The organism is Leisingera sp. ANG-M1 (assembly GCF_000813745.1).
In the GTDB taxonomy this organism is placed as follows: Bacteria; Pseudomonadota; Alphaproteobacteria; order Rhodobacterales; family Rhodobacteraceae; genus Leisingera.
The window spans coordinates 183,714-195,883 of the sequence record NZ_JWLC01000015.1; the positions used below are offsets into that span (position 1 = coordinate 183,714).

General features: G+C 62.2%; 11 protein-coding genes. 10 read left to right on the top strand and 1 reads right to left on the bottom strand.

Annotated features, from left to right (window positions below):
* Window positions 1-3: 3 nt before the first annotated feature.
* The 10 genes from RA19_RS14310 (at window position 4) to RA19_RS14360 (ending at window position 11,032) form a co-directional block, all read left to right on the top strand.
* A complete protein-coding gene (locus RA19_RS14310) occupies window positions 4-1,440 on the top strand; it encodes a CpaF family protein (protein ID WP_039163705.1) in 1,437 nt (478 codons plus the stop codon).
* On the top strand, window positions 1,440-2,408 hold the full coding sequence (locus RA19_RS14315) for a type II secretion system F family protein (protein WP_039163707.1): 969 nt from the start codon (window positions 1,440-1,442) through the stop codon (window positions 2,406-2,408). The genes RA19_RS14310 and RA19_RS14315 overlap by 1 nt, the downstream gene beginning before the upstream one ends.
* 10 nt (window positions 2,409-2,418) lie before the next feature.
* Window positions 2,419-3,402, top strand: a complete 984-nt coding sequence (locus RA19_RS14320) for a type II secretion system F family protein (RefSeq protein WP_039163709.1) — start codon at window positions 2,419-2,421, stop codon at window positions 3,400-3,402.
* A complete protein-coding gene (locus RA19_RS14325) occupies window positions 3,402-3,992 on the top strand; it encodes a tetratricopeptide repeat protein (RefSeq protein WP_039163711.1) in 591 nt (196 codons plus the stop codon). The genes RA19_RS14320 and RA19_RS14325 overlap by 1 nt, the downstream gene beginning before the upstream one ends.
* A gap of 30 nt (window positions 3,993-4,022) precedes the next feature.
* The gene (locus RA19_RS14330; protein ID WP_039163713.1) at window positions 4,023-4,871 is read left to right on the top strand and encodes a tetratricopeptide repeat protein; all 849 of its coding nucleotides are present in this window, start codon (window positions 4,023-4,025) and stop codon (window positions 4,869-4,871) included.
* Between the two features lie 3 nt (window positions 4,872-4,874).
* On the top strand, window positions 4,875-5,372 hold the full coding sequence (locus RA19_RS14335) for a prepilin peptidase (RefSeq protein WP_039163715.1): 498 nt from the start codon (window positions 4,875-4,877) through the stop codon (window positions 5,370-5,372).
* 168 nt (window positions 5,373-5,540) lie between these two features.
* A complete protein-coding gene (locus RA19_RS14340) occupies window positions 5,541-6,848 on the top strand; it encodes an ATPase (protein WP_039163717.1) in 1,308 nt (435 codons plus the stop codon).
* A gap of 253 nt (window positions 6,849-7,101) precedes the next feature.
* Window positions 7,102-9,516 (top strand): ligase-associated DNA damage response DEXH box helicase, encoded by a 2,415-nt coding sequence (locus tag RA19_RS14345; protein WP_039163719.1) that lies wholly within the window; start codon window positions 7,102-7,104, stop codon window positions 9,514-9,516.
* A gap of 371 nt (window positions 9,517-9,887) precedes the next feature.
* On the top strand, window positions 9,888-10,538 hold the full coding sequence (pdeM, locus tag RA19_RS14355) for a ligase-associated DNA damage response endonuclease PdeM (protein ID WP_039163723.1): 651 nt from the start codon (window positions 9,888-9,890) through the stop codon (window positions 10,536-10,538).
* A 71-nt stretch (window positions 10,539-10,609) separates the two neighbouring features.
* The gene (locus RA19_RS14360; protein WP_039163725.1) at window positions 10,610-11,032 is read left to right on the top strand and encodes a PaaI family thioesterase; all 423 of its coding nucleotides are present in this window, start codon (window positions 10,610-10,612) and stop codon (window positions 11,030-11,032) included.
* Window positions 11,033-11,374: 342 nt separating this feature from the next.
* On the opposite strand, the gene RA19_RS14365 is transcribed toward RA19_RS14360, so the two are convergent.
* Window positions 11,375-12,170: bifunctional methylenetetrahydrofolate dehydrogenase/methenyltetrahydrofolate cyclohydrolase (locus RA19_RS14365; RefSeq protein WP_039163727.1), on the bottom strand; the 796-nt coding region annotated here is incomplete at its 5' end.

Genomic DNA, 12,170 nt, shown 5'->3' on the forward strand with positions numbered 1-12,170 from the left:
TTGATGTTTTCAAAGTTCAAGAAGCAAGGGGCCAAACCGGTCACGCCCGCACCTCAAGCGGCGGCGGAGCCGGCTGCAGCGGCCAAACCGGCCGCATCCCTGCGCCGCCCGGTCCAGCCCAAGGCTGCCGAAGCGCAGCCGATGGACAAGGAGCGCAAGCGCAAGGAACGTCTGGGCGAGATCAAGATCCAGCTGCACCGCGAGTTGCTGGAGAACTTGAACCTGGCCGCGCTGGAAAACGCCAGCGAGGCTGAACTGCGCACCGAGATCGCCTCGATCGCTACTGAGATCCTAGCCGAGAAAAGCATCGTGCTGAACCGGGAGGACCGGCAGCAGCTGAACAAAGAACTGTATGACGAGGTCACAGGCCTTGGCCCTCTGGAGACGCTGCTGCAGGACGATACGGTCAGCGATATCCTGGTGAACGGGCCGCAGCAGATCTTTGTTGAGCGCAGCGGCAAGCTGCAGCTCTCCGACATCACCTTTAAGGATGAGAAGCACCTGATGCGGATCATCGACAAAATCGTCTCCGCCGTGGGACGCCGTGTCGATGAAAGCAACCCTTACGTTGACGCCCGCTTGGCTGACGGCTCGCGCTTCAATGCGATGGTGCCGCCAATCGCGGTGGACGGATCGCTGGTTTCCATCCGGAAGTTCAAAAAAGACAAGCTAGGCATTGATGACCTGGTGCAATTCGGCGCCTTCACCGAAGAAATGGCTGCATATCTGCAAGCCGCGGTGTCGACGCGTCTCAACGTGATCGTCTCCGGCGGCACCGGTTCAGGTAAAACCACCACGCTGAACGCGCTGTCCTCATTCATCGACAACGCCGAACGGATCCTGACGATCGAGGACACCGCGGAACTGCAGCTGCAGCAGACTCATGTGGGCCGGATGGAAAGCCGCCCGCCCAACGTCGAAGGCAAGGGCGAGGTTTCCCCGCGCGACTGTCTGAAAAACGCTCTGCGGATGCGCCCCGACCGCATCATCGTCGGCGAGACCCGCGGCGAGGAAGTGATCGACATGCTGCAGGCGATGAACACCGGCCATGACGGCTCGATGACCACGATTCACGCCAACTCGGCCCGCGACGGCATTTCGCGTCTGGAAAACATGATCGCAATGGCCGGCATCGAAATGCCGATCAAAGCGGTGCGCAGCCAAATCTCCTCGGCGGTGAACCTGATCGTGCAGGCCTCGCGCTTGCAGGACGGTTCGCGCCGGATGACCTCGATTACCGAAATCACCGGCATGGAAGGCGACGTGATCTCAATGCAGGAAATCTTCCGCTTCCAGCGCGTCGGGCTGACGCCGGACAACAAGATCATCGGCCATTTCACCGCCACGGGCGTGCGCAGCCATTACTCCGAACGCTTCCGCCTCTGGGGTTTTGACCTGCCGCCATCGATCTATGAGCCCACCGTGATGGAGGCGCGCTGATGCAACTGAGTGCAGAACCGCTTATTTACGGCCTGATCTTCTTTGGCGTCCTGGCGCTGGTCGAAGGCCTCTATCTGTTCACTTTCGGCAAGTCGATCAGCCTGAACAGCCGGGTCAACCGCCGGCTGGAAATGATGGAGAAGGGCAGCAACCGCGAGCAGGTGCTGGAACAGCTGCGCAAGGAGCTGGGGCAGCACGCCAAATCGCAGTCGATCCCGCTTTACTCGCTGCTGTCGGAGCGGGCCCAGAAAGCAGCCATCGCCTTTTCGCCCCGGCAGCTGATTCTGATCATGGCCGGGCTGGCCGGTGTCGCCTTTGTCGGCCTCAGCATCGGCACATCTGCCCCCCTGCCCGTCCGGGTCCTTGGATCCGTCATCATCGGTGTCGGCGCGGTGTTCTTCTGGGTCAACAAAAAGGCCACCAAGCGGATGGCGCTGATCGAAGAACAGCTGCCTGATGCGGTGGAGCTTATGGTGCGCAGCCTGCGCGTCGGCCACCCGTTCTCCTCGGCAGTCCAGATTGTCGCCAATGAGGTCGAAGATCCGCTGGCCACCGAATTCGGCATCATCGCCGATGAGTGCGCCTATGGCCGCGATGTCGGCGAGGCGCTGAAAGAGATGGCGCAAAGGCTGGACATGCAGGACATGCGCTTCCTGGCAGTGGCGGTGACCATCCAGCAGCAGTCGGGCGGCAACCTCGCCGAGGTGCTGGCAGGCCTGGCCAAGGTGATCCGCGCACGTTTCCGCCTGTTCCGCCGCGTCAAGGCGATCACTGCCGAGGCGCAATGGTCTGGCAAGTTCTTGTCGGGTTTCCCGCTGTTCTGCCTGGTCGGCATTCTGGTCAAGGACCCGAATTACTATGACAACGTGCTGGACCACCCCTGGTTCATCCCCGCCTGTTTCGCTGTGGGCGTGATGCTGACCGCAAACCTCTTTGTCATGCGCATGCTGACCAACATCAAAGTCTAAGGAGGGGACCGTGGATTTTCTGACCGGAATAAACGACATGCTCACGTCGCAGCTTGGTGAATTCGGCCCGCTTCTGGTGCTGGGTATCGCCGGGCTGTTCATGATCCTGCTCGCGGTCCCGCTGCTGCTGAACCAGCCCGAGGACCCGCTGAAAAAGCTGCAAAAGAACATGGCGCCGGAAACCCGGGCCAAGCCGCAAAAGGAGCGGCTGCGCCAGTCCGACCGTAACGAGCAGCTGCAGAAATTCGCCGGCTTCCTGGAACCGCAGGATGCAGAAGAGCTGTCCGCAATGGAGCTCAAGCTGCGCCAGGCCGGCTACCATTCCAAGGATTCGGTCCGGCTGTTTCACTTTGCCCAGTTTGCCCTTGGCCTGATCGGCCTCGGCTGCGGGCTGTTCTTCGTTTACGTGCTGAATGCCGACATGGACTATGACAGCCAGCAGATGGCGCTTCGCATCGTCGGCCCCGGCGTGGCCGGCTATATGCTGCCCAAATACTGGGTCACCCGCCGGATCGAGGAGCGGAAGCAGAAGATCACCGAAGGTTTCCCGGACGCGCTTGATATGATGCTGGTCTGCGTCGAAGCCGGCCAGTCGCTGGATCAGGCAATTGTCCGCGTTGCCAAGGAACTGCATGCCTCCTTCCCGGAACTGGCCGAAGAATTCGAAGTCGTTGCCCACGAAATGAAAGCGGGCAAGGAAAAGGACAAGGTGCTGCGCGATATGGGCACCCGCTGCGGGGTGCAGGATATCTCCTCCTTTGTCACCGTGATGATCCAATCCGCCAGCTTCGGCACCTCAATTGCCGATGCCCTGCGGGTCTATGCGGGGGAAATGCGTGACAAGCGTGTGATGCGTGCGGAAGAGGCCGCAAACAAGTTGCCCGTGAAGATGACCCTTGCCACAATGGGGCTGACTGTTCCGCCCTTGCTGATCATTCTGGTCGGCCCGTCGGTTCAGGGCATTATGAACATGGGCAACGCAGGACCCCAGTAATGAGAAACACGCCACGGGCACTGGCTGCCCGTTTGCTGCCAGCGGCCGCCACCGCCAGCGCGCTTGCGCTGGCGGTGGCTTGCGCACCGGGCGGCCTTAAGCAGGACAAGGGCAGCCCTTGGGCGCCGGGCGCGGATCACCGCAAATCAGCTGAGGACGGGCTGCTGGTGGGCAACCGCCTGATGGCTGCAGGCGAGCATGAGCTGGCGCTCGAGGCCTTTACCCGGGCTGCGCTGGACCAGGGGCTGACGCCGGAGGTTCTGTCCGGCATGGGCTCTGCCAAACTGGGGTTGCGGCGGCTCGGACAGGCCGAAGAGCTGCTGCGTCAGGCGGTGGAGACGGATCCCTCCTGGCCCGAACCGATGAACAACCTCGGCGTGGTGCTGATGGAACGCGGCAAGACCGCGGAAGCGGTGCAGGTGTTCCAGCGCGCCTACGCGCTTGACAATGGCGAAAGTGACGCAATCCGCGATAATTTGCGGCTGGCACTCGCAAAACTGGAAAATCCTGCGCATACTGCCCCTCAAAACCAAGAATACAAATTGGTGCGGCAAGGCGGCGGCAGCTACCTGATTCGCAACGCACCATGACAGAGGCAGAGCAGTAAAAAGGACGCACCAATGCGCCAGCAGTTTTTCCTATCCGCTTCTCTGGCAGGGGCGCTGGTCCTGTCGGCCTGTGCGGAAAAAGCCGATGAAACCGTGGAACGGGCCTTTCAGGAGGTGAATGTCGTCGATGAGGCCAACCTCAACGACGTCATGCTGACCGTCGCAGACCCCAATGAAGCGGTGACCCATTTCCAGCGCACCCTCAAGAACAATCCGGACCGGATCGAACTGCAGCGCGGCCTGGCGCATTCGCTGATCCGTGCCAAACGCACCACCGAAGGCACCGCGGCCTGGAAAAAGGCCGTGTCGATGAAGGGCTCCACCAGCGCCGACCGGGTGCAGCTGGCCGGTGCCCTGGTGCGCAGCGGCCAATGGGATGAAGCCAAAGCAGAACTGGACCAAGTGCCGCCGACCCATGAGACGTACGAACGCTACCGCCTTGAAGCCGTTGTGGCTGACGCCAGCAAGGACTGGAAGCGCGCCGACAGCTTCTATGAAATCGCGGCCGGTCTGACCACGACACCCGCCAAGGTGATGAACAACTGGGGCTACTCCAAGCTCACCCGGGGCGACTTTTCCGGCGCCGAGCGGCTGTTCGGCGAGTCGATCCGCCAGGACCAGACGCTGTTCACCGCCAAAAATAACCTGGTGCTGGCCCGCGGAGCGCAGCGCAACTACACCCTGCCTGTGATTCCGATGGATCAGACCGAACGCGCCCTGCTGCTGCACACACTGGCGCTGTCCGCGGTGAAGCAGGGCGATGTGAAAACCGGCGAAGGCCTGCTGCGGGAAGCCATCGACACCCATCCTCAGCACTTCGAGGAAGCCTCCCGCGCGCTGGCGGCCCTGGAGAACGGCTGATCCATGCAATTCCCGGCCCATGCTGCCTTGTGGTTTCTGCCGTTTGTGCTGCCGCTCTGCTACACGGTTGCGCTGACGGATCTGCGCGGCATGCGTATCCCCAACTGGGCGGTTGATGTGCTGGCGGTGGTTTATGTGGTGATCGGCGCTCTGGTGATGCCCAGCTGGTCCGACTACGGCTGGCATCTGCTGCATCTGCCTGTGGGCATCGGCCTTGGCTTCCTGTTTTACTCCGCCGGTGCCGTGGGCGCCGGAGATGCCAAATTTGCCGGTGCCGCAGCGCCTTTTTTTGCGCTTGGCGACCTGCGTCTCCTGATGATCATTTTTGCCGCCACTCTGCTGGCCGGCTTCACTGCCCACCGGATCGCGAAATACACACCGCTGCGCCGCCTCGCCCCGCAATGGCAGAGCTGGGAAACCGGCAAGAGCTTCCCCATGGGCCTGTGCCTGGGCGCCACGCTGGCGCTCTACCTGGTGCTGGCGGCAAATTTTGGCACCTGACTGCCCGGCACTGGCAAGGGGCCTGTAAAACTGTCCCGGAATTGCCGTTGCCACCGCGGAAATGCTGCAGCTCTGCCCCGCTGTTGCCACAGTCCTGAATAGTCTGTTTCCAAGCAGCGCCCCGCATCAGACGGGGCACAGATCCGGACTTCAGGAGCAGGCACCGCCATGAACATGCAGAACCTCACCGTGATGGCCCCTCCCGCCCCCCGAGGGCTGGCGCAGATGCAGCTGCCGCTGGTGATGATGCGGGACATCCTGCTCAAGACCATTTTCCGCAAGAACGTGGAGAACGTGACCGAGATTGCCGAGGCGATCTGCTTGCCCGCTTCCGTGACCCAGGAGCTGGTGGATATTGCCCGCGAGCAGAAACTGCTGGAGGCCACCGGCACGCTCAACGCCAACAGCGGCAACGAGATGGGCTATCAGCTGACCGATGCCGGCAAGGCGCGGGCCTTGGATGCCCTCAGCCAGTCCGAGTATTTCGGCGCCATGCCTGTGCCGCTCGATATCTACCGCGAGCAGGTCAAGCGCCAGTCGATCCGCAACATTCAGGTGACCCGCGACCAGCTGACCAATGCGATGGGGCACCTGATCCTGCCCGACAGCCTGCTGGACCACCTTGGGCCCGCCGTCAGCGCCGGCCGCTCGATCCTGATGTACGGCCCGCCCGGCAATGGTAAGTCCTCGATCTCCAACGGCATCCGCGATGCGCTGGGGGATCATGTCTATGTGCCGCGCGCCATCGAATACTCAGGCCAGGTGATCACCGTTTATGACCCGATCGTGCACACCGAGGTCGAGCAGGAACCGGAAGATCCTAATGCGCTGCGCCGCCGCAAGCGGTTCGACACACGCTATGTGATGTGCCAGCGCCCCACCGTTATCACCGGCGGCGAGCTGTCGCTGGATATGCTGGACCTGGTCTATAACCCGACCGCGCGCACCTACCAGGCGCCGCTGCAGCTGAAGTCAACCGGCGGCATCTTCATCGTCGACGACCTTGGCCGCCAGGCAGAACCGCCCCAGGCACTGGTCAACCGCTGGATCGTGCCGCTGGAGGAAAGCAAGGACATCCTGGCGCTGCAGTCGGGCGAGAAGTTCGAGGTGCCTTTTGACACGCTGGTGATCTTTTCCACCAACTTCCACCCGAACGAAATCTTCGACAACGCGGCGCTGCGGCGGATTTTCTTCAAGATCAAGATCGACGGGCCGGACCAGGAAAACTACCTCAAAATCTTTGCCATGGTCGCGCGCAAGAAGGGCATGCCGCTGGATGAAGGCGCCCTTGTGCACCTCCTGAAGCGGAAATACCCGACGATCGGCAATGTCTACGCGAACTACCAGCCGGTGTTCCTGATCGACCAGATGATTGCGATCTGCGAGTTCGAAGGCATTCCCTACCAGATGTCTCCGGAACTGATCGACCGCGCCTGGGCCAACATGTTCGTGAAGAACGAGAAGATCGTTAAATGAGTTGAATCCTGGAGCTGCCGGCCGGCAGTTTCCAAAGCCTGTAAAACCGGTTTTCTTTGCGAGCCGGAGATTCTCCCGCCCGTCGTCAGCCTGTTCTGCGAACAGGTTTCCTCCCGTTGGGCGTGGCACCGCGCTTTGCGCGGTGCCACGCCCAACGCCGCCTGCAAGCTCCGGCGCTGCCGGGGCTTGTGCGGGGGCGGGAGCAACCCGGCCCGCGATTGGCAGAACGGCGCGGCTGCACTAGACAGTAGGCATGTCTTTTCTGCCCCGCATCATTCCAGACTGGTTTGCATCAAAAGGCTGGTCCATCCACCCGCATCAGCAAGCCATGCTGGAGCAGGCAGAGGATCCCGCCACCCTGCTGATCGCTCCGACCGGCGGCGGCAAGACCATGGCCGGCTTTCTGCCGACCCTGGCGGAGCTGGCAGACAGCAATCACGAAGGGCTTCACACACTCTATGTCTCGCCGCTCAAGGCGCTGGCCTCAGACATCAAACGCAACCTGCGCACGCCTGTCGAAGAGATGGGCCTGCCTATCCGTATCGACGACCGAACCGGCGACACGCCTGCCAGCCGCAAAAGACGCCAGCGCGCTGACCCGCCGCATATTCTGCTGACCACACCGGAAAGCCTCGCGCTTCTCACCTCCTACGAGGATGCCAGCCGTACCTTCAGAGGCCTGAAGCGTATCGTGGTCGATGAAATCCACGCCTTGGCCGAAAGCAAGCGCGGCGACCAATTGATGCTGGCCCTGGCCAGGTTGCAAACCCTTTGCCCCGAGCTGCGCCGGGTCGGGCTGTCGGCCACTGTCGACGACCCGCAGGCCATCGCCAGCTATCTCGCCCGCCATCCGGATCCCTGTGCAATCATATTGGCCGACCCCGGCCCTGCTCCGGACATCCACATGCTGGAAACAGCAGAAGCGCCGCCCTGGGCAGGCGGCAGTGCTGCTTATGCAATCCCCGCTGTGATGGCGCAGATCAAGGCCCACAAGACCACTCTGATCTTCCACAATACCCGCGCCCAGGCCGAGATCTTCTTCCGCAACCTCTGGCTCGCCAACGAGGACGCGCTGCCCATCGGCATCCACCACGGCTCGCTCGACCGGACGCAGCGCGAAAGGGTCGAAGCGGCAATGGTCCGCGGCGAACTGCGCGCCATCGTCTGTACTGGCTCGCTGGATCTTGGGATCGACTGGGGCGATGTGGATCTGGTGATCCAGATCGGCGCCCCAAAGAACGTGAAACGCCTGGTGCAGCGTATCGGCCGTGCCAACCACCGTTACAACGCGCCCTCCAAGGCGCTGCTGGTGCCGGCCAACCGCTTTGAAGTGGTCGAATGCCGCGCCGCACTGGAAGCCGTGCGTGCTGGCGATCTGGACGGTGACGCGCGCGGTCCGGGCCCCCGTGACGTTTTGTGCCAGCACATTCTGATCACCGCCTGCTCAGGCCCTTTCAGCCCTGATGAACTTTATGCCGAGATGACCCAGGCCGGCGCCTATGCAGGCCTGCCCCGCGATGAATTTGACGCTTGCCTGGAGTTCTGCGCCACCGGCGGCTATGCGCTGAAAGCCTATGACCAGTGGCAGCGCCTGCTGCAGCGCCCCGACGGCCGATGGCAGCTGCGCGACCCGCGCGCCGCACAGCGCATCCGTATGAACCTGGGAACGATCCAGGACGCCGACCTGATGAAGGTCCGCCTGAAGCGCAGCCGCGGCGGCAAGCCGCTGGGTGAGATCGAAGAGGCCTTTGCCGCCACCCTCACCCCTGGCGACACCTTCCTGATCGGCGGCCAGACCGTACGTTATGAAGGCCTGCGCGAAATGACTGTGGAAGTTACCCGAAACTCCGGCAGGAAACCCAAGATCGCGGTCTTCTCCGGCACCAAATTCGCCACTTCCACTCAGCTCAGCGCCCGTATCCTGGAGATGTTCAAACAGGAGAGCTGGCCCTCCCTGCCCCGCCACACGGCCGATTGGCTGGAGCTGCAGCGCCAGGTATCGGAACTTCCCCGTGCCGGATCCCTGCTGATCGAAAGCTTCCCGCATGAAGGCCGCGAGCACGCCTGTATCTACGGTTTTGCCGGCCGCAACGCTCAGCAGACGCTGGGTCTCCTGCTCACCAAGCGGATGGAAGAGCTCGGCCTCGACCCCTTGGGCTTTGTCTCCACCGATTACGCCACGCTGATCTGGGGACTGGAAGAGCTGACCGACCCCGCCTCGCTGTTCGAAATCGACGCCCTGCGCAACGGGCTGGAGGGCTGGCTGGCGGGCAATGCGGTGATGAAGCGCGCCTTCCGCGGCGCCGCCACCATTGCCGGGCTGATCGAACGCAATACACCAGGCACCCGCAAGAACGGCCGCCAGGCAACCTTCTCCTCCGACATCCTCTATGACACGCTGAGGAAATACGACCCCGGCCACCTGCTGCTGGATATCACCCGCGAGGAGGCCCTGCGCGGGCTGGTCGACTTCGGCCGCATCGAAGAGATGATAGCGCGAATCAACGGCCGCATCACCTTGAAGCGGCTGGAACAGATTTCTCCGCTCGCCGCGCCGTTGCTTTTGGAGGTTGGCAAGGTACCGGTAAAAGGCGCCGCCGAGGAGAAGCTTCTGCAGCGCGAGGCAGAGGCGCTGATGCGGCAATCCGGCCTGGACCGGCTGCAGTGACGCCCTCGCAGGTTCAGATCCACGCCCGCAGCGATTCAAGCATTCAGAAAGATGACCGTAGCGGCAGCGGCAATTGCAGCAGCCCCCAGGATCAAACCCGTAAGGCCTAAGCGCATCTGCAGCGGTTTCAGGGGGTCAGACTTGTCTCGGAAAACAGCCTGAAACAAATGAAACCCGGTCCGCTTCCAAATCAGCCCTTCCTCGTGCAGTGGGCCATAAACAGGGTTTTGCAAATGGCGGCGGTACAGCAGAAATGAAACCGCAAAAATCAGGACAATAGCACCTCCAACCAATTTTCCCTGCTGCCTTGTTTCGAAACACTGTGCCTTGCCCTGCTTGCATAGACCGTGCCACCCGCTAAAGACAGCGGTATGAACGGATTTGATTTCACTCTGGCCGGCGCGAGCCTCACTGCCCTTGGCTCCGGCGCGCTCTGGTGGGCTGAACACCAAACCCTCTGCGTCTCGGACCTGCATCTGGGCAAATCCGAACGCCACGCCCGGCGCGGCGGCAGTGCTCTGCCGCCTTATGAAACGCGGGACACTCTCCAGCGGCTCGAAGCTGCGCTCAAGGAGACCGGCGCTCAAACCTTGGTGTGCCTTGGCGACAGTTTTGACGATGACGCCGCCTCCCGTTCATTGCCAGCGGCAGAAATGGCGCAACTGTCCAGCCTCATGCGACACCGCCGCTGGATCTGGGTGGAGGGCAACCATGACCCGGCCCCGGCCCTGTTTGGTGGCGAACATGCTCAGGAAATTGCCATCGGACCGCTGACTTTCCGCCACATAGCAGCCTCTCAAGCCGCCGCAGAGGTCTCTGGCCACTACCACCCCAAGGCTCGGGTGCGCGGCACGTCCCGCCCAGCCTTTCTGCTGGACTCGCAGCGCCTGATCATGCCCGCCTTCGGCACGTATACTGGCGGGTTGCGCAGTACAGATCCCGTTTTTGCGGACCTGATGGGCTCAGAGGCATTGGCCATCCTGACCGGCCCCCGCCCGACACCGGTTCCGATGCCCCGCTAGATAGCGCAGCGTCATTCACCCCAAGCGCATTTGCCAGTCTATGCTGCCAGCAAACGCTGGGAGAGACAGAGATGAGCGCTATCGACGACAAAATCCGCCAAAGCTTCGCAAAGCAAAGCATGATGCAAACGCTAGGCGCCGGGATCGAAAGCGTGTCCGGCGGCGAAGTTGTCATCATCGCACCCATCCTGCCCGGCAGCCGCCAGCAGCACAATGTGGCCCATGCTGCTCTCAGCTTTGCGATCGGCGACACCGCAGCAGGCTATGCAGCGCTGACTGTAATGCCCGAGGGCAGCGAAGTGATGACGGCAGAGATGAAGATCAACCTGCTCGCTCCCGGCGACGGAGATCTCCTGCGCGCCACCGGAAAAGTGATCAAGCCCGGCCGCCGCCTGGTGATTGTGACGGCCGAAGTTCATGCAGTGAAAGACGGCCAGGAAAAACTGACGGCAATCCTGCAAGGCACAATGGTTCCGGTTCGTCTCCCGGTTTGAGCCCTCAGTCCCCCGCCTGTTTTATGGTGCCCGTCAAAGCTGTGGAGCCCCTTTAAGCCTGAGGCTAGAAAGCGCCGCTATGAACACCGCGCGTGTATGCACCAAGTGCAAACACCCCAAACCAATCCCGCACCCATCATCAGGAAACTCCCCATTCCAAAACTCCTTTAGACAAAATTTACCCTGCATCAGTGGAGCGCGTTCCGGGCTGCCTTTTGGACAAAGCTTGTTAAAAGGATGGCATCTTTCGCCCCTTCCCAAGGGGCATTTGTTCCATGCGGTCAGACTGAAAAAGGCGCCCCGAAGGGGCGCCTTTAGTAAACTACCATTCTGCGGCGCAGCTTACGCGGTGAGGCCTTCTGGCTCTGCGAGGTTGTTTGCGCGGCAGCAGGCGGTGACGGTGTTCGCGAGCAGGCAGGCGATGGTCATCGGGCCGACGCCGCCGGGGACCGGGGTGATGGCGCCGGCGCGCTCGGCCGCCGAGTTGAAGTCGACGTCGCCCACCAGCACGTTCTTGCCGTCGCGCTCGATCCGGTTGATGCCCACGTCAATCACGGTGGCGCCTTCCTTGATCCAGTCGCCCGGCACCATTTCCGGACGGCCCACGGCCGCCACCACGATGTCGGCGCGGCGGACCACGTCGGGCAGGTCCTTGGTGCGCGAATGCGCGATGGTCACGGTGCAGCTGTCGCCCAAGAGGAGCTGCGCCATCGGCTTGCCGACGATGTTGGAGCGGCCGATCACAACCGCGTCCATGCCCGAGATCGAGCCATGGTGGTCGCGCAGCATCATCAGGCAGCCCAGCGGGGTGCAGGGCACCATTGACTTCTGGCCGGTGCCCAGCAGGCCAACGTTGGAGATGTGGAAGCCGTCCACGTCCTTTTCCGGCGCGATCGAGTTGATCACCAGATCCTCGTCCAGGTGCCCCGGCAGCGGCAGCTGCACCAGGATGCCATGCACCGATGCGTCGTTGTTCAGCTGATCAATCAGCGCCAGCAGATCCGCTTCCGAGGTGTCCGCGTCCAGCTTGTGCTCATAGGAGTTCATGCCGACCTCGACGGTCTGCTTGCCCTTGGAGCGCACATAGACCTGGGAGGCCGGATCCTCGCCCACCAGAACCACCGCCAGGCCGGGGGTG